Origin of the sequence: Gardnerella sp. KA01002, from assembly GCF_049244015.1 — a bacterium.
GTDB classification, from domain to species: domain Bacteria; phylum Actinomycetota; class Actinomycetes; order Actinomycetales; family Bifidobacteriaceae; genus Bifidobacterium; species Bifidobacterium vaginale.
Genome location: NZ_CP058365.1, coordinates 1,486,646 through 1,506,270 on the forward strand (window position 1 = coordinate 1,486,646; position 19,625 = coordinate 1,506,270).

Consider the following 19,625-nt stretch of genomic DNA (forward strand, 5'->3'; position numbering starts at 1 on the left):
TCTTGCAAGCAAGCTAGCTCGCATAGTCATTATTGGGCATTAGTTGGAATTATTCAGCATTACTCAGCATCACTCCGAAAAAAGCGCGCTGGGAATGCACGCGTTTTGCGAAGCGTTTTATTAGGCAGCATTACAGCAAACTCAGCACTGGTGGTTTGCACGATTTTTTGCAAATCGTTTTCTTGCGATACAAACAACGCAGTTGCGAGCGCATCAGCGTAAGCAGTTGGGAAATCGCAAGTTTTAGCAGGAATATAAACCCAGCTTGCGCATAAATCGCAAGCAGGAATGCCATCAAGCGCATTAATCAAGTGAGTCGCAATTAAATTAGACTCAAAGCCACTTGCATCTTTGCCTAAGTAACTTGCTTCTTTTACTTTCCAACGCCTTCTTGCGCTAGACGACGCACACAACGCTCCGCTTGCAATTGATGCCACTGCAACTGCTTGAGTTGTGTCAAAAGGATTTTCCAGAGCAACTTTTATTTGATTATTCTCTTCGCTAAAACAAGCGCGCATATCTCCGCCAGCGTTAACCAAAAAATCAAAATCGGCACGAGAATCGCTATTCGAAGGCGAATCTCCACTAAGCTCCTCTTTGATAATCTGTGTTACAAGATCTACAAAATAACCTTTACCCGCTGCACCAAAATCAAGCTGCACTGGCTGATTCGTGTGAAGCGTTGTGCCGCCGTCATCTCGCGAAATATCTGCCCACGTAACTGGCAAAGCGCGGCGATAATTAGCCCAACTGTCACTGCTACTATTCTCATTCTTACCTGCACTAACTGCCGATTGCGGAACGAATTGCACGGAATTATCGTAGCCAAGCGCAAGCAAATCTGCACCAATACACGCGTCGAAAGCACCGTGCGTAGCAGCGTAAAACTCACTATAAAGCGTAAAAAGCGGCTGCGCCCACGTTGGAAACTCAAAATCGCCGCCATCATCCGCACAAGCCATGCGCGAAACAAGCGAATCTGCACGAAAGCGCGAAAGAGTGTGCTCATACTCTTCAACAAAAGCGCGAATCCGCTTCTGCACGCGCTGCGAAATCGGCTTGCTGCTAGAGATAATAATCCCCGTTCCAAGAGCACGCTCAATCGCCATTACATTCCTAAACATCGCTTGCCTCACGCAAACATTTCATTCGCTTTTTTAGAAAGCTCATACCGAAGAGGGCGTTCGCCAATAGAATCAACCATTTCAAGCTCAATCAAACCGTTAAGCGCGCTCACAATCTTTCTCTCACCAATCTTCTCATCAATTGCATTGCCAACGTATTCGCTTAGTTGCTTGCGAGTCATCGGAGTTGGATTATACGAAAAAAGCTTATTTTGCAACAAAATAGACAGAGCCTCACGCTGCACTTTAGAAATTTCTTCCTCTGGGAAAAGCTCACGCAGCTTACCCATACAGTAAATAATGTGCTTTAATTGCACACTAATATTCTCAAACACTTCGCCCTGTGCTTTTACAATATATTCCAACATTGTGCAACAAAACATAGTTAAATCATTGCAATTAAACAGTTCTTGTGATTTAGAAAAAGCAGCATAGTATCCAGACTTTTCTGCATAAATTATAGAACTTAAGCTCAAAATTGTTGGCATTGAAAGCTGCTCATGCAATTGCAAAGCAAGCAAAAACCGCCCAGTTCTGCCGTTTCCATCATAAAATGGATGCACGCTCTCAAAAGCATAGTGGCACATGCACGCCTTGATAAGCGTTGGAACTTCGGCACTATTCATCAAATGCAATAACTCAGTTATATGCTTTTGAATTTCCGCTTCCGTTGCATCGCCATCGTGCACTACATTATTTGCACCATCACGAATACTTACTTTTCCACTCCTAAAAATCTCACCATCTGGAATATTATTTGCTTCTAATTCGCCCTGCATAATACTGTCGTAGATTTTTCGTATATCTTGCAAGGTTTGTGGAATCGAAGTGTCACATTCACTTGAATCCGCAAGCTCGAGAAAAAGCTTAGTAAATTCACTAAAACGAGTATGCTTATTCTGCTCGTTTGCAGCATCAAGTGCTTTGGAAAGCTCTTTTCTAGTGCTGTGAACACCTTCAATAATGTTGGTATTTTGCACTTCTTTTGCAATAAGTTGCATTAAATACTCGCGCTGAGCAAACCGCGACAACTCGTTCCACGCTTTTTCAACCGCTTTTTCAGTATTCGCAATATAATTCATGCACGTTACAAGATCCGTTACACACATTGCAAAAATCTCATGCGCATCAAATATGATTCCAGAACGATAGGTTGCAGGATTATCAATGCGCAATCGATATTCTTCTTCCGCAATATCACAAGGTTTTGCATTACTTTTAGACATTGCAACTATTGTGCGTATTGTTTTGTAATCCATAATGCGACTCCATTTACGTTATTGCGTTTACATTATTGAGGATTTTGCAGTAATGTCTTGCAATATTTTGCTTGCGATATCTTGCTTGCGATATCTTTACCTATACGCAAATAACGCATTTATCACAAAATGATTGCATAGCTAATGTAAAAATATATTCTATACATACATTTTGGCAAAATGAAGGCATAGCACGCAAAAAATACTCATCTATACCTACATTTTCGCAAAAAAGCGCTATAGTACGCAGAATATATTAGCCTATAACAACATTTTTGCAAAAACGCACTATAGAAATATTGATAGCATCAGCAACATCACCGTCCACTAGTCAAGCAACAGTAACGCTTGACGTTAGTAACGCAATACATTACCATAGTTTTATGGAAACCAGAGAAAAGGAACTTAATGATTACCTATACGGCGGCTCGTACCCAAAAGGTTATCCCACTGGATTAGAAAAAATCCTAAAAAGAAAGTTGCAAATACTAAAAGCTGCATACGATTTGCAAGATCTTAAAGCACCGCCAGGAAATCAGCTTGAACCACTCAAAGGCAATCTACTTGGATACTGGAGCATCAGAGTAAATAAACAATACAGACTAATTTTCAAATGGAACGATAATACGAAAGAAGCTTACGATGTCTACTTCGACGACTACCACAGATAACTATTTGAGCACTCCAGGCGAAATCTTGCGCGAAGAATTTATGGAACCTCTTAAAATAAGCTCATACAAGCTTGCTCACACTATCGGCACATCGCAAACAGCTATTGGAGAAATTTTAAACGGCAAACGCTCAATCAGTGTAACAATGGCATACAAGCTATCTAAAGCTTTTAGAACAACCCCAGACTTTTGGCTCAACCTTCAACGAGACTACGACATTTTGCGATTTGACGAATCCAGCATAGGCAACATCACACCACTTGTTTCGGCGTAGAATGATTTACACGCTTTAAACCAAGCAAAATCAATTTCGCAAAACAGAGCAAATATCATTTCGCAAATTTGAAAATTTTTTAATTTTGCGAAGTGAGATTATATTCATAAAAGCTTAAGAACCCAATAAACAGAACGCAATCGAAAAGTGCAAAAGAGAAGGGCCTTCGCGCGCGAACGCAAACAAGCGAATGCGAGCGAAAGCCCTTAAAACTACGAAACCTTAAGCACTATCTCCTACTTAAGCAACCAATCAACAATGTTTTCAACGCGAATGCCATCGTAGTCATCATCTAAAGCCTTACTAAAAGTAATAACCAGTTTCTCGTAATTATTCTGAATCTTACGAAGCGGCTTTAACTCTCGCTCGCGCACAGACTCATCCATCATGCTTTCAGTTACTTGAATATAAAGCTTTTCGGAAGCAGAAGTCGCAACAAAATCCACCTTTTACAAGTTTAAGTTATTCATAACCTAAACTTTTATTTTTCGTAAGTTTAGGTTATTGATAACTCAAACTTTGTATTTTTAGAAGTTCAAGTTGTGCGCTATACCAAATACCACTTTCAAAAGTGAAAAAATATTACAGTTTTGAAAGTGAAAATGATATAATACTTTCAAAAGTGAAATAAAATTAAAGTTTTGAAAGTAAAAACACGAATCTACTTTCAAAAGTGAAAAATACTACGATTCTGAAGGCGAAAGGCGATTGAAATGAAACTAATCGAGAGAACAGATTATCTAAATCGCCTAAAGCGACTTAAAGGCACACCAGATATAAAAATCATCACTGGCATTCGACGCAGCGGAAAATCTGAGTTGCTGCGTGCTTACCGCACATATTTAGAAAACACCTACAGCAATCAAAGTAGCAAACTTTATGCGTCAGCAAAGCATGCGCAACTCCCAAACGCACTACAGCAACAAGATAACTCAAACAACCACGAACTTAACATAATCAACATTGACTTTAATAACCTAAATTATGAAAATCTGAAAAATTACAAAAGCCTTTTTGAATACGTTGAAAGCCGTTATATACCAGGCGCTTACAACGTTCTTATGATTGACGAAGTGCAATTGTGCCCAAAATTTGAGCTTGCAATTAATAGCCTTCACAATAGCAATAAATACGATATTTACTTAACGGGATCCAACGCATTCTTACTTAGCTCGGATCTTGCAACACTGTTTAGTGGGAGATTTGTTGAAATACCAGTATTTCCGTTTAGTTTTGCAGAATATTGCGAATACTTTGAAATAACAAGCAACTTTAACGATGCTCTGCAAAAGTATTTACAACAGGGCGGACTCGCAGGCTCATATGTTTACGCCAACCAAGACGATGCAAAAGCGTACATAAAAAACGTGTATACAACTCTTGTTAAACGCGATTTAGTAGACAAATACGCAATATCAGAAGTGTCACTTCTTGACTCAATATGCGAATTTTTAATGGATAATATTGCAAATCTCACAACCGCAAACAATGTAAGCTCAATACTTAAGCAGAATCAGATTGAAACAACTCACATAACTGTTGGCAATTATCTAAAATATTTATGCAATGCATTCATGTTTTATAAAGTAAAACGCTACGATATTCGCGGTAAAAAATACTTAGAAACAAACGAAAAATACTATTTAGCAGATACTGCACTTCGATACGCAATTTTGGGAACTCGCAACATGGATTACGGAAGAGCTTACGAAAATATTGTAGCACTTGAGCTTATGCGAAGAGGATACACAATCTATGTTGGCAAACTTTACCAAAAAGAAGTAGATTTTGTGGCAGTAAATGCGAGCAAAAAGCTTTATATTCAGGTTTCAGACAATATTAGTGACGACGCAACGTTGGAGCGCGAACTTTCGCCACTAAAAGCAATAAAAGACGCTTATCCTAAAATTCTGCTTGCAAACACTCGCCACGATTCTTACGACATTGAAGGAATCCGCGTAATAGACATAGCACGATGGCTACTTAGCGCAAACTGAGAAAAACATAAAAAGGGTTTGTTAGAAGTAATCTAACAAACCCTTAAAACCAGAAGGAAGAATCCCGTCCCTAGCGGGAAACAACCAACCAGTAACAAGCATCAAGCACAATCAAACAGCAACCCAAACTCCACATGGTAAGAAAAGGAAATTTTCGGCAAACCACACGAAACCCAAGCCACTATTTGAAAGCTCGTGATACGCGCGAAGCAAAACAACACGCGTATCACACGCTCAACGCAAGCCTTTTTAACTTAGTGACGCATCTTGCGAACAGCAGCACCCATACCAGCAAGCATAGAAGCAGCCAAAGCAGTCAAAGCAACACCAACACCAGCATTACCAAGCTTCTCGCCAGACTTACCATGACCCTTAGCACCCTTAGCAGCAAGCTCACCCTTAGCAGCAGCCTTATCAGCAGTCTTCACATGAACACCAGGAACAACAGGCTTTGTTTCAGGCTTGGATGGAGTATTCTTATCATCCTTCTTAGGAGTTACTTTCTTGCTCTCAAGCTTAGCTAAAGCAGCTTCATCATCAGCAAGCTTCTTCTTAGCAGCATCAACAGCAGCCTCAGCCTTATTAGCAGCAGCCACAAGAGCATCAACTTGAGCCTGGGTAACTGCGTCTGCCTTAACTAATTGGTTCAACTTACCATCTTTGCCAAGAACAAGAACATGAGTTGCTTGGCTTGAATCTGCAGGAACAACACCATCAACAGTAACTGTTGCTGTATTAGTGTTAGCATTAGCGTAAGCAGAGCTTACCTTATCATTCCAGTCCTCAGCAGCTTTGATTTCCTGCTTATCCTGCTCGATAGTAGCCTTAAGAACAGAAGCATCAGTACCATCAGAAACCTCAGCAAAACCATTATTCTGGTTATACATTGGTATTAGAGACTCAGCCATTGCTGGGGTTGCCATTGCGAAGCCAGCAAGCAAAGTAGCGCCAGCAGCGAAAGCGGCGATAGCCTTCTTATTCATCATTTTAATTTCCTTTCTTCTTCTCCTCTGCGTTAGGGGCGCAGAGAAAAATTTGCTCCACAATCCACAACACGTGAATAGTGGTTTAAACACCAGCCAAAACTAGGAGCAGCTGGCGTTTGCTTATTAACATACCCCCCCCCCGTTTAAAAAAGTCAAGAGGCAACCACACAAAACAAACAGAAAAAAATAATGTTACACACAAACTAATCCACAATAAAAACTATTTTCACCATAATATTTGTGGATTAACACTAATAAAACCGTAAAAACACATTGTTTCAAGGTTTTTAAAGAATTTTCCCAGACTTTTCTCAGGAAACTACTCGAACAAGAACACTAACACTATAAAACCATTGAAAAATCAACATTCCACACACATTACACACGCAACACGCCGACACCAACACAGCGCTTCACACTGCCTATTTCCTATCCCGCGTTTGTTTACGTATTTGGCGATTTTGGGAACAAATTCGGGATAAAAGAAACAAAAAAGCAGGAGCCGCGATAAATAATCGCAAACTCCTGCTTATCTAGCGTACCTTATTACAAAAGCCAGCCTTAGATTAACTTAGATCACATTAAATCACCTTAGCGTTAGGCAACACATTGCCGTCTTTATCAACGTTACAACTGTGCTCAACAGCAATAGTAATATTGTCTGAGTCAACAGAAAAGAATCCGTCAGTCACCTTAAAAACATGACGAACGCCATTCAAATCGTCAACCTTTACAAATCCGTGATCAATCAACGCAAGCACAGCCTCATGCCCAGGAAGAACACCCATTGCGCCATTCACAGAAGGAATAACCACAAACTTGGCATCGCCTTCCCAAACAGGATGCCTGGCTGCAACCACACTAACGTGCAGCGTTTTCACTTGCTTTTCTGCCATAATCACGCACCAAACTCTTGCTTCATATCGTGCCAACGACGCTCAAGATCATCGATGCCACCAATGCCAGAGAACGCCTGCTCAGGAATCTCATCGTAAGTACCATTGCAAATTCGCGTAAACGCCTCAATGGTCTCATCAGCTGGAACATAAGAACCTGGACGACCAGTGAACTTTTCAGCCACATAGAAGTTCTGACCAAGGAACTGCTCAATCTTACGAGCACGGCTCACAGTGGTCTTATCTTCCTCACCAAGCTCATCAATACCAATCAAAGCGATGATGTCCTGAAGCTCCTTATTACGCTGCAAAATAGCCTTCACACGATTAGCGCAATCGTAATGAGCCTGACCAACATAACGCGGATCAAGAATTCGCGAAGTAGAAGTCAAAGGATCCACAGCTGGGTAAATACCCTTAGCCGCAATATCACGCGAAAGCTCAGTAGTAGCGTCCAAGTGCGTAAAGGTTGTTGCAGGTGCAGGATCGGTGTAATCATCTGCAGGCACGTAAATAGCCTGAAGCGACGTAATAGAATGACCGCGCGTAGAAGTAATGCGCTCCTGCAACGCACCCATTTCATCCGCCAAGTTTGGCTGATAACCAACTGCAGAAGGCATACGACCAAGCAACGTGGAAACCTCAGAACCTGCCTGAGTAAAGCGGAAGATGTTGTCGATAAACAGCAACACATCCTGATTCTGAACATCACGGAAATACTCAGCCATAGTCAAAGCAGTAAGAGGCACACGAAGACGAGTCCCAGGAGGCTCATCCATCTGACCAAAGACAAGCGCTGTTTTCTCCAAAACGCCAGCCTCAGCCATTTCGCCAATCAAATCGTTACCCTCACGAGTACGTTCGCCAACGCCAGCAAACACAGACACACCGCCGTGGTTCTGTGCAACGCGCTGAATCATCTCCTGAATCAACACAGTTTTACCAACGCCTGCACCACCGAACAGACCAATCTTTCCGCCCTGAACGTAAGGCGTAAGCAAATCGATAACCTTAATGCCTGTTTCAAACATTTGAGTCTTAGACTCAAGCTGATCGAAAGCAGGTGGGTTGCGGTGGATTGGCCAGCGCTCGGTCACCTCAATGTTTTCGCCTGGTTTAGCGTTTAAAATGTTACCAGTTACGTCAAAAACGTGACCTTTTGTAACATCTCCAACAGGCACAGAAATTGGGCCACCAGTATCTCGCACTAAAGCACCACGGACCAAGCCGTCCGTAGGCTTAAGTGCCACTGCTCGCACAGTTGAATCACCAAGGTGCTGCTCAACTTCCAATGTAATCTCGTGGACGGTATCTCCCTCCGTGTTTCCAACGGTGTTGATATCAACCTTGAGAGCATTATAAATATCTGGAAGATAGCCAACTGGGAACTCAACGTCAATCACGGAACCCTGAACACGGGTTACGCGGCCGGCCGTTGGGTCGCTTTCCTTTGCATCTTCTGGAGGTGCTGTGGTCTGATCTTCAGCCATATGCTCCTATTCCTCCTCATTATTCAGCGCGTCAGCGCTGCCGATAATCTCGGTAAGTTCTTGTGTGATGGAAGCCTGGCGAGAAGCATTAAGCTTTCTTGTCAAATCCTCCACCAAATTGCGGGCGTTATCTGTAGCCGTATGCATAGCATTCTGTCGACTAGCTGTTTCGGAAGCAGCAGAAGTAAGCAAGCATTCGTGTATACGCGATTGAATATACTTTGGCAAAACCGAATCCAACACTTCGCTTGGACTTGGCTCAAAGCAATATTCCACAGCGTCCGGATTACTGCGGCTAACCGCTTCTTCTCGAGCCGAAACCGCACCCGTAGACGAAAGCGAAGCCGAAGGACCAGAAGCTGCCTCGTAATCTGGACGATGCATGGCAAACTCTTCGCCGTCCTTTAAAGGAACCAGCTCAACTGGAAGCATGCGCAGCGTACGAACCTTCTGCCTCACCATGTTTATAAATTCGGTGAATACAATGTAAAGCTCCGAAACTCCTCCATCTTCTTCTGGAGTCATATACGCATCCATTAAAGTATCGGAAATTCGCTCCGCAATAGTCACATCAGGATGATCAGTAGACCCTTCCCAAGTGCCTGCAACATCGCGATTACGATACTTGTAATAGGTTGCGCCACGGCGACCATACACGTACAGCTCAGCGTGCTTTCCTTCCGCATCCAACTTTGCGAGCAACGCCTCGGTTTCTCGAATAATCGATGATGTAAACGCGCCAGCCATGCCACGGTCGGAAGTCAACGCCAACACGGCTACGCGATTACCCGAACGCTCTTTACCAAAAATAGGATGCTTAATATTCGCTTCATGATGAGCTACCAACGCCTGCACGGCATCGAAAATTGCGTCGCTATAAGGCTTAGCATTTAGAGCGATATCACGCGCTTTTGCTATATGAGAAGACGCAATCATTTCCTGAGCCTTAAAGATTTTACCTAAAGACTGTGTGGAAATAATTCTCGATTTCAATGCAAGTTGGGAGGACATACGCTACTTCCCCTCAGATTCACGATTATCCGACTTCGGCTTTGCAACAAGCTGCTCTTTTTCAACTGGAGCAGGGTTTTCAGCTGGAGGCAGAGAATCCTTAACAATCAAAGGCTTACCTGCAGAAGTCTTAAACATCCTACGGAAGTCGTCAATTGCAGCATCAAGCTTCGATTCTGTTTCTTTAGTGAAATCTTCAGTATCGCGAATCACTTGCAAAATGTCGGTTCCCTTATCGAGATAATCCAATAATTCGCTTTCAAAACGCAAAACATCTTTTACAGGAATGTCATCTAACTTTCCGTGTGTACCAGCCCACACAGAAACAACCTCTTGCTCCATGGAACGAGGCGAGAACTGCTTCTGCTTAAGCAACTCGGTTAAACGAGCGCCACGAGTGAGCTGTGCTTTGGAAGCTGCATCCAAATCGGAAGCGAACATTGCAAATGATTCCAAAGACTTGTAACGAGCCAGCGAAATCTTAAGCATGCCAGAGACCTTCTTCAAAGCCTTGGCCTGAGCTGCGCCACCAACACGAGACACGGAAATACCAACATCGACTGCTGGACGCTGACCTGCGTTGAACAAATCGGACTGCAAGAAGATCTGACCATCGGTAATAGAAATCACGTTGGTTGGAATGTATGCAGAAACGTCGTTTGCTTTAGTTTCAATAATTGGCAAGCCAGTCATTGAGCCGCCGCCCATATCGTCGGAAAGCTTTGCGCATCTTTCTAGAAGACGAGAGTGAAGATAGAACACATCACCTGGATATGCTTCACGCCCAGGTGGGCGACGAAGAAGCAAAGAAATCGAACGATATGCTTCTGCTTGCTTAGACAAGTCGTCGAAAACAATCAAAACGTGCTTGCCGTTGTACATCCAATGCTGACCGATTGCAGAACCAGTATAAGGTGCAATGTACTTAAAACCTGCAGAATCCGAAGCTGGGCTTGCAACGATTGTTGTGTACTTCATAGCGCCTGCTTCTTCGAGGCTTTGACGTACAGCAGCGATTGTTGAACCCTTTTGTCCGATTGCTACGTAAATGCAACGGACTTGCTTCTTTGGATCTCCACTTTCCCAGTTTGTGCGCTGGTTAATAATCGTATCGATTGCGATTGCTGTTTTACCAGTTTGACGATCGCCAATAATCAACTGACGCTGACCGCGGCCAATTGGCGTCATTGCGTCAATTGCCTTTAAACCAGTAGACAAAGGCTCGTCCACAGGGTGACGATGAATCACGTCTGGAGCCTGGGCTTCAAGAATACGACGCTCCTTGCATTCAATCGCACCAAGACCATCAATTGGATTACCCAATGGGTCTACTGTACGACCAAGATAGGCGTCTCCCACTGGCACCGATAACACTTCGCCAGTGCGGTAAACTTCCTGCCCTTCTTCAATGCCCGTAAAATCGCCTAGAATAACCACGCCGATTTCGTGAGCATCAAGGTTAAACGCTAAGCCAAGGGTGTCGTTTTCGAAGGTGAGCAGCTCGTTTGCCATGCAGCCAGATAATCCAGCTACGTGCGCAATGCCGTCACCAGCCGTAACAACATAACCAACTTCTTGTGTTGGCATGTCTGTCGGCTTATACGAGTCAACGAACCCGTCAAGTGCCTTGCGTATAAGGGCGGGATCAATAGATAGTTCCGCCATAATTCTCCTTATTTAACTTATTTCACTGCCTGTGTCCAAGCACCATTTCGCGCAGAACGCTGCAACTGCTTAAGCTGCATCAACATTGTGCGGTCTGTTACTTGATCGCCTATACGTATTCGCATACCACCAAGCACGTTTGGATCCACAATTGGGTTTATGTAGGCACGATGACCCAACTTGTTGCTGTAAATCTCAATCAAACGCTTGATTTGCTTATCCGTAAGAGGCTGAGCGGTTGTAACCGTAACCAAAGTTTCGCCTGCTTCGCGCTCAAAACCAGACCATGCGCCTCCAAAGCTGCCCGTCTTGCCACTTTCTGCACCGCCATGCCAAGTACCTACAAGATAGTGCATAATGCGCAATACAACAGGATGCGCCTTACCTCCAATAAGCTCGTCAATCAGTCGTGACTTATCTTCCGAAGACCTATTTGGATCGGTAATAGCGTCAGAAAGCTCTGGGTACTTTTCTAGCGTATCCATCATTGTTGAAAGCTCATCAGATATGCGCTGAGCTTCATCATGAGCATCTGAAATGGCTTGCGCAAGCGAAGAACGCGATAAGTTTTCGCTTACTCGCGATGCCTTTTCTGGCATTCTTACCTCCTAATTCATGCAAAACTTAAGTAGCAATTAAGTAATACTAAAAAATCGTTTTAGCTACTCTCTTAACTACCTGTTTTGACCCGAACTCTTAACGTCTCCCACTTCATCAATAACATGATCAATGATTTTAGAGCCTACAGTATCGTCATCTAGCTTAGACGCAAGAATCTTTCCAGCTAATGCTGCAGCGAGTACCGATACTTCTCCTTGGAGGCTGGACATGGCATGCTTATGCTGAGCCTCAATGGAATACTGAGCTTCACTAATAATCTTCGCAGCATCTTTTTCCGCACGCTGTCTTGCTTCATCAACAATTTTGGAAGCTTGTGCACGAGCCTGTTCGCGAGTCTTTGCAGCATCTGCTTGAGCTTGGGCAAGTTCTTCTTCCATCTGGCTTTTTAACTCATCAGCTTCACGCTGCACGTTTGCTGCTTTAGACATTCCGCCTTCGATTTTCTCTGCACGCTCATCAAGAATTGCCTGGAATTTAGGCATAACGAACTTGTAGAAAAACGCTGCAAGAACAACTAAAATAACCAGCGACCATATAACGTCGTAAGGCTCCGGCAAGAACAACGCCAGTTTATTAGTTTCGGCTGCATATGCCATGGCTTGTCCTTTCTATTCTTTCAACACTTGTATGCGTTGGAACGAGTTGTTTCGTTCGGTTCAGCTTCCCATAATGTATGCAACGAATCCGAGCAAGCCCAGAACCTCGATGAATGCCAAGCCAATAAACATGAACAACTGAATACGGTTGCCGACTTCTGGCTGGCGTGCAGTGGATTCCATAGCCTTGGATACAACCATTGCCATTCCGATAGCAGGAGAAAGAGTAGCAACGGCAAAGCCGAGAATGCTAAGGTTGCCCGTCAATCCTGCGAGAGCGATGATACTATTCATTGGTTTCCTTTCTTTAGGAACAGTAACCAGTTATAAACCCTAAGATTATCAAACCTGACTTATTTGTTTGCTTTAATTAGTTTTACCTATTTACGCAATAGCAACAGCAGATTTTTCTTCTTTCTCAGGGTAACTTTCCGAAATATATACAGATGCAAGAACGGTAAAAATAAACGCCTGCAAGCCTGCGACTATTATTTCGAACACTGTAAACAGAATGCCACCAAGCAGCCATAATGCACCGCCTAAGGCAAGGAGTTTATTGCTGGAATCCACCACAAAGAAGTTGGTGAATACTAGGCAAGTGGCCACCAGCAAATGGCCAGCAATCATATTCGCAAACAAACGTATTGTAAGCGAAAGTGGTCGCACAATCAACAATTCCAGCAGCTGCAACGGCGTAAGAATAAAGTAAATCGGCCATGGCACGCCTGCTGGGAACAAGGATTCGCGGAAGAACGTTAAGAATCCTTTTTCTCTAATTCCAGTGATTAAGTATTGGCATACAACCCAAAGAGCAAACACTAATGGCCCTGTAATAGTTGCTGTTGCAGCCATATTTAAGCCTGGAATAACTGAGCAAAGATTAAAGAAGAATATTGTTATAAAAAGAGTTGTTATCATTGGCACATAACGCTTGCCGCGCTCTTCGCCAATCATTTCGTACACAATATTGAATCGCACAAAGTCCATTAGAATTTCTAGTACGCTTTGGAATCTTCCTGGAACCACTTTTGCGCGGGCTGCGCCAATGCCAAAAATAATCATAACGATTACGGCCATAATAAGACGCACCATAACAATTCGATTCATTGCAAAAGGTGTGCCTTGGAATAAAATCTCTGGCGGCAAAAAGTCATTAATGCTTGGCATCTCTGGCTTTGCTGAAGCTAGCAGCGCCGCAACATTTATATGCGCAGCTTTCGCTAAAACTTCGATAGCTCCACTCATTCGTGCCTCCTTGTAGGACTCTTTTACAATACAGCTGCGTTAAATATAAAGTTATTCACAAGCTAGTTTGTAAAACCGTAAATCCTGTAAATTCATTCGTTGATATATGCGCGAAACGAAAATATATCTCTAAAAAGCTGATTCTACTCTTAGTTTGTACATTTGAGTTATATTTGAGTTATATTGCTGATTATTAACGAGTGTTGCGATTATAGCAAACATGCAAATTCTTAATAACTCGCTTTAGTCACTTGTTTATTATACTCCACATTTGTTTAGAATTAAACTATTTACGCGAGAAATTTACGAGAGAAACACGCCGAGAACTTGACAAATCACAATTTGCACCTATCGTAGATAGAGCTGCTAAAAGTAGCCGACGCGGGGTGGAGCAGCTCGGTAGCTCGCTGGGCTCATAACCCAGAGGTCCATGGTTCAAATCCATGCCCCGCTACTAGAAAGCCAAGAGTCGCATATTTCTCACGAATGCGAATCTTGGCTTTTCTTTTAATCTTTTTAGTTGGCGCAGTCTTTTGCGTGGTATATCAGTACAGGAGAACTGCTAAGCGACGACGCGCACGATTCAAACGCTCATCTCCAGCTGGGAGCATCGCAAAATACTCAAGCATACGTTCTTTGATCACATCTGCACTATCACGATGACCAGCAAGAAAATCAAGAAGTCTACTAAAAGCATCTTCAATATGACCATCAATCATATCTACATCTGCTACAGCAAGCTGAGCTGAAGCATCACTAGGATTATCGCCAGCAGCCTTACGAACTGCATCAACATTTGTATTAGTATTCCTGCCAAGAAGCAATGCTTTAGCGCATTCGCGAGATGCCAAAGAATCATTCGGGTTAGCCTGCAATACTTTTTCATACTCACTTGCAGCTAAAGCATAATCGCCATTCATAGCCGCCTCATGAGCAATTTTATGTTCTGGCGGAACGTCAGAAGAGTCGCCAGCAACCGCAGAATCATCACCTACACCAACAACTGGCGTATCCTTAGAATCACCTGCAGAATCACCTGAATCAACATAAGGAGCCATCCCAGCTACACCAGATTTTTCCGCAACTTTAACCAACTGAGGCAGAATATCATTACTAATCTGCTGCAACTCATCTGCACTAGGCAATCCCTGGCAAATAGGCATTGGTCTGCCTCCAACCAATCCATATACAGCTGGAAGCTGCTGTGCGCGTAAAGCTTGAGCAATTGATGGGCTTTCATCCGCATCAATACGAGCAAGCTGCATTCTGCCATCTAACGCAGTAATAGAATCCGCAAGTTTTTGTGCTAAATCGTAAGAAGTTTCATCGCTTTTTTGCCATACAAGCAAAATAATTGGAAAACTTACAGAGGTCTGAACCATCGCCTGAAAAGTTTGTTCATTAACATCAATCACATACCCACCAGCAGACGGCATCTTAGACTGAGGTTTTCCTGACTTTTCAGCCGCTTCTCGTTTTGCAAGAGCTTCTGCTTTGCGCTTTACACCTTCCAAGTCCACTGCTCCAGCCAGAGAGAAGCCGCCTGGGTTCATACCCATCGATTGTGAATCAACCATAATTTCCTCTTTTGCTTATATTGCTTACAACTTTGCTTACATTTCTTATATTGCTTATACAACTGCTTACAGGGCTTCTACCTTTATAGGCTGACGCTCCGCTCCAACAGGAACAATCTGCGCATTAGAGCCAGCTGGTGGAACAACCATTGCTACAACATTTACGTAAGTTACACGCATTGTAGAAGTAGCTTTAGCATTTCCAAACAAAGCTTTCTCCTCGTCAGACGCTGGTCTTGATTCTCGACCTTCTCCAGCTCTCCTAGTCCACACGGAGTCAATACGCGCAACCACTAAATCACTACCATCGCTTGCGCGCATAACGCTAATCTGATTTGGAACTGAAGCAAAAACCTGTTCCTGAGAACCTTTGTTTCGCTCCATTCCCGCTTGAACAGTCTTAGATAATTCTGCTAATTTTGCGCGCAAATAATCACTAGCAAAACTCTTTGCAAATTTACTAGATTCTCCTTGCTGCAGAACATCAGCATAAGCCGCTGCTGCCGCATGAGGAGTCATAACAAGACCAGAATCATTTGCTTTACCCATTGAAGCGCCGATTGAAGAAACAGGGAATTTTGGCAGACGCACACCAGGGAACAGTCTTGCAACTGCCCACAATTTATAGTTTGAGCGTGCCCTATCCTGACGGATCACCAACAATCTCTTAGACTGCTGGTCTTTTGTTGTAGTAGTAATCGTCATCAAATCACGAGGCCAGTTTGCATTCGTAGGCACAATAGTCTGAGCAACTTCACGAGGAATTGTTGTTTTTGGATCCAATTTTCCTGTTTTAGCCGCAATCGCAAGCTCACTAGTTCGCACAAGCATTGCAGGACCACTCATATAGCAATCAAGATTACTAGAATTCTTCTCTTCATTCGCGCGCTCTAGAGACCTCAAAACTCTTAAACGTATATCTTTTTCTCTAATAGACGTTACGTTTGGAAGTTCCTTTGTGCTATGCCCCTCAGCGGCTTTAGGAACTTGACCATCGCAAGCGCTAAGAGCAAAACACATAATTAGCGTCATTATTGTAGCGAATGTAAATCTTACATAATATTTGATTTTATGCGCATAAAACATAGTCATACTTACTTTCCACACTCACTTTTGCTCATTTCCACGCGCATTATTTTTACGCTTACGATTCTGGTTATAGTTTGAATTCGTGTTGCCACCAGCGTTTCTGTTATTTGCATTATTTTCGCCGCTATTTCTATTACGATTATCTAATTCGTTAGATCGACGATTTTTGCCATATTTTTGCCCGCGCTGACTATGCTGATTATTCTGACTATTCTTACGCTGGTCGCGATGATTACTCAAATCACGATTATTCCCTTGATTTCGCGACTTGCTGCGATTATTTGACTTTTCATTGCTTGAGTCGCAAGCCTCCGCTGATTTACTACGATTATCCCTATATTTGCGATTTTCTACATCTCTACTACTAGAACGACCATCTTGATTGTCATGCGAATCACGATTTCTTCTACCATATCTACTATTGCGGTTGCCGCGATTGCTATGACTCGACTTTCTAGAATTATTATTGCTACTATTCCCTGAATATTCCTTTGAAGATTGCTTTTTATTAGAATCATCATTCAAAGAATCTTTGGAATCACGTATAGCATCTTCATCTTTAAAAGAATCATAGGAAGATTTATCAGAAGAAGCATCAGAAACTTCTAAAACAGTAGACGAATCGCTATTATTCTTGGAAACATCCGAGAATGATTCACTAGCAAAACGAGCAAAATAAGACTGCAAATCTTCTTTAGAAATCACAGCAGTTTCATCCAAAGATGGAGTTGGAGAAGAATTTAAACCAGACTTTACGTTTACAGACAAATCCACGGTTGCTTGCGACTTTGCAACACGAGTTTTTGAATGAGAACCATGACGAGCATGAGAAGCTGAAGAACCTTTATGCCTTGACTTCTTATCTTTAGCAAAACTGCCAAAAATACTAGCCATTGTGCCAGCAAAAGCATCTGAGAATTTAACTTCTTCGTCTCTGGATACACTTTCTACAGTAATAAGACCACTTCTACTAGCCACCAAACGCTTATTACGCCTGCGATGTGGAGCCATAGCGAACACAGAAGCAGAAAGGACACAAAGCAGAGCAAACAGTGCTCCAACAAAATACAAAGGAGTTGCAAAATCTGGAAGATTGTGTCTACGCCAACGAAACTCTACGAATGCTTCAGGAGAATTTTTACCTAAGTCAATAATCAGCACGCGTCGAGAAATCCTTGCACGCAATGCGGATGAAACTTTTTGATGATTCGACTGGCTATTTTCTTGATTTGCTTGATTTTCTTGATTTACAGCATTGCCACTGCTCAAATCTCCAGGAACAATGTTCTCAGATTGTTCAAAATCTTCCGCATTAACAAACAATTTAGCCAAACCCATTTGGCAAGTAGCATTAGTCCACAAATCTGAATCTTTAAAATCTACATCTTTAGAAGCCTTAGAATCAGAGTTATTCGCGGAATCTACAGAATTTTTGTTATTCACATCTGACTTTGCAGAATCATCCGCCTTCATAGGGACAGTAGAAAGATTCTCCCAATCTTGCAAACCAGTTATTCTCTGTACAGAGTAGCCACGAGTCCACCCACGAACATCTTTAGCCAAACCAACTGCTACACAAATCGGCTTACGAGTATTAAGAGCCGCAACACTAATTTTTACGCGGTAATCCACAAGATTTAAAACACCTGGATCCGTAACAATGTATCTTGAACCATACACGTTTGTATGAGCCGAAACAATAGAGTTTGGCTTCCAAACTGTGGCATTAAGAACACCAAGAACAATACTAAGCACAGCAAGCAACCCAAAAATAGGTGCCACGATTCCTCGCATAAACTTAGCTCGTTTTGTAGGTCGTTGCATCAAACCTCTTTCTGCATCCTAATCAGCAATAAATCATGCATTATGCTTGTAATCAGAGCATGAATTCTTTTTGATATTCGCCTTAATAATCGTCATATCGTATTTGCTCCTATCTATTCTACAATCTTTCATAATCTTTTATAATTAATCGATTGTTATATTTATTAATCTTTTACAATTCTTCGTAATATTTAATATATTTGCTACTGAATAATTAAAATCAGACTCAAGCGATAGTCTTAAACCTATGAGAAAAACCAGATTATACACAATCAAATCTTTTGCAATACGCGCAATTAGCACAATTAGCGCTGCAGCCTTGTGTTTTACAATGGCATCTTGCAGCGGGAATAGCACGAATGATAACGGAATGGCAGACCCAGCCGCGAATGCTGCTGGAATGCAAGTTTTAGGCGGCGTTAAGGCTAGTGGAACTTTAGGCAAACAACCAAAGGTCGATATAACTACTCCTATAGACGTAAAGCCAAATTCTTACGCCATTTTGCAAAACGGAAACGGTGCTAAAATCCAAGAAAATAGTCGCGTATGCGCTAATGGCATTGTGTACAATGCTAAAAACGGCAAAGAGCTTATGAACACATGGAAACAAGGCAAACCAGATTGCTCAATCGTTGTTAAAAAAGGCGTTACGAGTAAACCTTATTATGCACTGTTTAAGGGAAGAAAAATTAATTCCACGATTGCATTTGGTGTGCCTGCAAATCCGCAAACTAAGCAAGATGCGTACGTAATGGTGTTAACTCTTGTTTCTTCAATGAAATCTCTTGAACGCGCAACAGGCAATAAAGTTAAGGATATCCCTGAAAATCTGCCGAAAGTAACTCTGAGTAAATCTGGAGAACCATCGTTAGATAAGAATAACTACGTGCCAGATGGAAAGTTGGTTTCTCAAACTTTGATTGAAGGAACTGGTAAAGAGGTGACCAAAGAAAGCACTGTAACCGCTCATTACACTGGCTGGACTATCGATAAAGACGGCAAATTGCATCAATTTGATTCGTCATGGAAGCGCGGCACGCCTGCAGACTTCTCTCTTGCAGGTCAAGTGATTCCAGGATGGACTAAAGGCTTAGCTGGGAAGAAAGTCGGATCTCAAGTTCTTTTGGTAATTCCTCCAGAAGATGGCTATGGCAAAGAAGATAAGAAGGATGCACAAGGAAATGTAACAATTCCTGCAAATTCAACGCTTTACTTTGTTGTAGATATTCTCTATGCTTCCTGATCTATTAATCTCTTAATGATTAATTCTCTTAGTGATTAATTACCAATCGAATCATGC

General features: G+C 42.5%; 19 protein-coding genes and 1 tRNA gene. 5 read left to right on the forward strand and 15 right to left on the reverse strand.

All coding sequences use genetic code 11. From position 1 onward, the window contains the following. Positions 1–59: 59 nt before the first annotated feature. Entirely contained in the window at positions 60–1,109 is a 1,050-nt protein-coding gene (locus HXT60_RS05800; protein WP_421791425.1) for an FAD:protein FMN transferase, read from the reverse strand. Between the two features lie 23 nt (positions 1,110–1,132). Next, positions 1,133–2,383: a Fic family protein gene (locus HXT60_RS05805; protein ID WP_421791014.1), complete on the reverse strand. Its 1,251-nt coding sequence runs from the start codon at positions 2,381–2,383 to the stop codon at positions 1,133–1,135. A gap of 383 nt (positions 2,384–2,766) precedes the next feature. Between HXT60_RS05805 and HXT60_RS05810 the strand changes: the two genes are divergently transcribed. Then, positions 2,767–3,054: a type II toxin-antitoxin system RelE/ParE family toxin gene (locus HXT60_RS05810; protein ID WP_004116232.1), complete on the forward strand. Its 288-nt coding sequence runs from the start codon at positions 2,767–2,769 to the stop codon at positions 3,052–3,054. Next, complete coding sequence (locus HXT60_RS05815; RefSeq protein WP_004116234.1) at positions 3,026–3,328, forward strand: HigA family addiction module antitoxin; 303 nt, start codon at positions 3,026–3,028, stop codon at positions 3,326–3,328. Before HXT60_RS05810 ends, HXT60_RS05815 begins: the two co-directional genes overlap by 29 nt. Before the next feature lie 236 nt (positions 3,329–3,564). On the opposite strand, the gene HXT60_RS05820 is transcribed toward HXT60_RS05815, so the two are convergent. Beyond that, entirely contained in the window at positions 3,565–3,774 is a 210-nt protein-coding gene (locus tag HXT60_RS05820; RefSeq protein WP_004116236.1) for an ATP-binding protein, read from the reverse strand. A 267-nt stretch (positions 3,775–4,041) separates the two neighbouring features. On the opposite strand from HXT60_RS05820, the gene HXT60_RS05825 reads away from it, so the two are divergent. Next, positions 4,042–5,325, forward strand: a complete 1,284-nt coding sequence (locus tag HXT60_RS05825; RefSeq protein WP_020760658.1) for an ATP-binding protein — start codon at positions 4,042–4,044, stop codon at positions 5,323–5,325. A gap of 254 nt (positions 5,326–5,579) precedes the next feature. On the opposite strand, the gene HXT60_RS05830 is transcribed toward HXT60_RS05825, so the two are convergent. From HXT60_RS05830 to atpB, 9 genes are all read right to left on the reverse strand, one after another. Then, the gene (locus HXT60_RS05830) at positions 5,580–6,311 is read right to left on the reverse strand and encodes a hypothetical protein (RefSeq protein ID WP_101887743.1); all 732 of its coding nucleotides are present in this window, start codon (positions 6,309–6,311) and stop codon (positions 5,580–5,582) included. A 581-nt stretch (positions 6,312–6,892) separates the two neighbouring features. After that, positions 6,893–7,207 (reverse strand): F0F1 ATP synthase subunit epsilon, encoded by a 315-nt coding sequence (locus tag HXT60_RS05835; RefSeq protein WP_004114210.1) that lies wholly within the window; start codon positions 7,205–7,207, stop codon positions 6,893–6,895. Between the two features lie 2 nt (positions 7,208–7,209). After that, positions 7,210–8,697 (reverse strand): F0F1 ATP synthase subunit beta, encoded by a 1,488-nt coding sequence (gene atpD / locus HXT60_RS05840; RefSeq protein WP_004114207.1) that lies wholly within the window; start codon positions 8,695–8,697, stop codon positions 7,210–7,212. A 6-nt stretch (positions 8,698–8,703) separates the two neighbouring features. After that, a complete protein-coding gene (locus tag HXT60_RS05845) occupies positions 8,704–9,708 on the reverse strand; it encodes a F0F1 ATP synthase subunit gamma (protein WP_004116288.1) in 1,005 nt (334 codons plus the stop codon). A 3-nt stretch (positions 9,709–9,711) separates the two neighbouring features. Beyond that, positions 9,712–11,373, reverse strand: coding sequence for a F0F1 ATP synthase subunit alpha (atpA, locus tag HXT60_RS05850; protein ID WP_004574834.1), 1,662 nt, complete (start codon positions 11,371–11,373; stop codon positions 9,712–9,714). A 17-nt stretch (positions 11,374–11,390) separates the two neighbouring features. Beyond that, positions 11,391–11,972 (reverse strand): F0F1 ATP synthase subunit delta, encoded by a 582-nt coding sequence (locus tag HXT60_RS05855; RefSeq protein WP_004114200.1) that lies wholly within the window; start codon positions 11,970–11,972, stop codon positions 11,391–11,393. Positions 11,973–12,047: 75 nt separating this feature from the next. Beyond that, positions 12,048–12,590, reverse strand: coding sequence for a F0F1 ATP synthase subunit B (locus tag HXT60_RS05860; RefSeq protein ID WP_004116293.1), 543 nt, complete (start codon positions 12,588–12,590; stop codon positions 12,048–12,050). Between the two features lie 60 nt (positions 12,591–12,650). Further along, a complete protein-coding gene (gene atpE / locus HXT60_RS05865; RefSeq protein WP_004105752.1) occupies positions 12,651–12,884 on the reverse strand; it encodes an ATP synthase F0 subunit C in 234 nt (77 codons plus the stop codon). Positions 12,885–12,974: 90 nt separating this feature from the next. After that, positions 12,975–13,835 (reverse strand): F0F1 ATP synthase subunit A, encoded by an 861-nt coding sequence (gene atpB / locus HXT60_RS05870; RefSeq protein ID WP_004116298.1) that lies wholly within the window; start codon positions 13,833–13,835, stop codon positions 12,975–12,977. Between the two features lie 380 nt (positions 13,836–14,215). On the opposite strand from atpB, the gene HXT60_RS05875 reads away from it, so the two are divergent. Continuing rightward, positions 14,216–14,289, forward strand: a tRNA-Met gene (locus tag HXT60_RS05875). 91 nt (positions 14,290–14,380) lie between these two features. On the opposite strand, the gene HXT60_RS05880 is transcribed toward HXT60_RS05875, so the two are convergent. From HXT60_RS05880 to HXT60_RS05890, 3 genes are all read right to left on the reverse strand, one after another. Beyond that, positions 14,381–15,412, reverse strand: a complete 1,032-nt coding sequence (locus tag HXT60_RS05880) for a co-chaperone YbbN (protein WP_421791017.1) — start codon at positions 15,410–15,412, stop codon at positions 14,381–14,383. Between the two features lie 66 nt (positions 15,413–15,478). Next, entirely contained in the window at positions 15,479–16,504 is a 1,026-nt protein-coding gene (locus HXT60_RS05885; protein ID WP_101887800.1) for a hypothetical protein, read from the reverse strand. A gap of 15 nt (positions 16,505–16,519) precedes the next feature. After that, on the reverse strand, positions 16,520–18,325 hold the full coding sequence (locus tag HXT60_RS05890) for a hypothetical protein (protein WP_421791019.1): 1,806 nt from the start codon (positions 18,323–18,325) through the stop codon (positions 16,520–16,522). Positions 18,326–18,572: 247 nt separating this feature from the next. Between HXT60_RS05890 and HXT60_RS05895 the strand changes: the two genes are divergently transcribed. After that, a complete protein-coding gene (locus HXT60_RS05895; RefSeq protein WP_004114189.1) occupies positions 18,573–19,568 on the forward strand; it encodes an FKBP-type peptidyl-prolyl cis-trans isomerase in 996 nt (331 codons plus the stop codon). Positions 19,569–19,625 lie beyond the last annotated feature (57 nt).

Excerpts from the sequence above, each read along its gene's own strand:
- HXT60_RS05805 (WP_421791014.1), bottom strand. The coding sequence starts at position 2,383 with ATGGATTACAAAACAATACGCACAATAGTTGCAATGTCTAAAAGTAAT.
- HXT60_RS05855 (WP_004114200.1), bottom strand. The coding sequence starts at position 11,972 with ATGCCAGAAAAGGCATCGCGAGTAAGCGAAAACTTATCGCGTTCTTCG.
- HXT60_RS05830 (WP_101887743.1), bottom strand. The coding sequence starts at position 6,311 with ATGATGAATAAGAAGGCTATCGCCGCTTTCGCTGCTGGCGCTACTTTG.
- atpA (WP_004574834.1), bottom strand. The coding sequence starts at position 11,373 with ATGGCGGAACTATCTATTGATCCCGCCCTTATACGCAAGGCACTTGAC.
- HXT60_RS05885 (WP_101887800.1), bottom strand. The coding sequence starts at position 16,504 with ATGACTATGTTTTATGCGCATAAAATCAAATATTATGTAAGATTTACA.
- HXT60_RS05880 (WP_421791017.1), bottom strand. The coding sequence starts at position 15,412 with ATGGTTGATTCACAATCGATGGGTATGAACCCAGGCGGCTTCTCTCTG.
- HXT60_RS05860 (WP_004116293.1), bottom strand. The coding sequence starts at position 12,590 with ATGGCATATGCAGCCGAAACTAATAAACTGGCGTTGTTCTTGCCGGAG.
- atpD (WP_004114207.1), bottom strand. The coding sequence starts at position 8,697 with ATGGCTGAAGATCAGACCACAGCACCTCCAGAAGATGCAAAGGAAAGC.
- HXT60_RS05815 (WP_004116234.1), top strand. The coding sequence starts at position 3,026 with ATGTCTACTTCGACGACTACCACAGATAACTATTTGAGCACTCCAGGC.
- HXT60_RS05895 (WP_004114189.1), top strand. The coding sequence starts at position 18,573 with ATGAGAAAAACCAGATTATACACAATCAAATCTTTTGCAATACGCGCA.
- HXT60_RS05845 (WP_004116288.1), bottom strand. The coding sequence starts at position 9,708 with ATGTCCTCCCAACTTGCATTGAAATCGAGAATTATTTCCACACAGTCT.
- atpE (WP_004105752.1), bottom strand. The coding sequence starts at position 12,884 with ATGAATAGTATCATCGCTCTCGCAGGATTGACGGGCAACCTTAGCATT.
- HXT60_RS05835 (WP_004114210.1), bottom strand. The coding sequence starts at position 7,207 with ATGGCAGAAAAGCAAGTGAAAACGCTGCACGTTAGTGTGGTTGCAGCC.
- atpB (WP_004116298.1), bottom strand. The coding sequence starts at position 13,835 with ATGAGTGGAGCTATCGAAGTTTTAGCGAAAGCTGCGCATATAAATGTT.
- HXT60_RS05825 (WP_020760658.1), top strand. The coding sequence starts at position 4,042 with ATGAAACTAATCGAGAGAACAGATTATCTAAATCGCCTAAAGCGACTT.
- HXT60_RS05800 (WP_421791425.1), bottom strand. The coding sequence starts at position 1,109 with ATGGCGATTGAGCGTGCTCTTGGAACGGGGATTATTATCTCTAGCAGC.
- HXT60_RS05890 (WP_421791019.1), bottom strand. The coding sequence starts at position 18,325 with ATGCAACGACCTACAAAACGAGCTAAGTTTATGCGAGGAATCGTGGCA.
- HXT60_RS05810 (WP_004116232.1), top strand. The coding sequence starts at position 2,767 with ATGGAAACCAGAGAAAAGGAACTTAATGATTACCTATACGGCGGCTCG.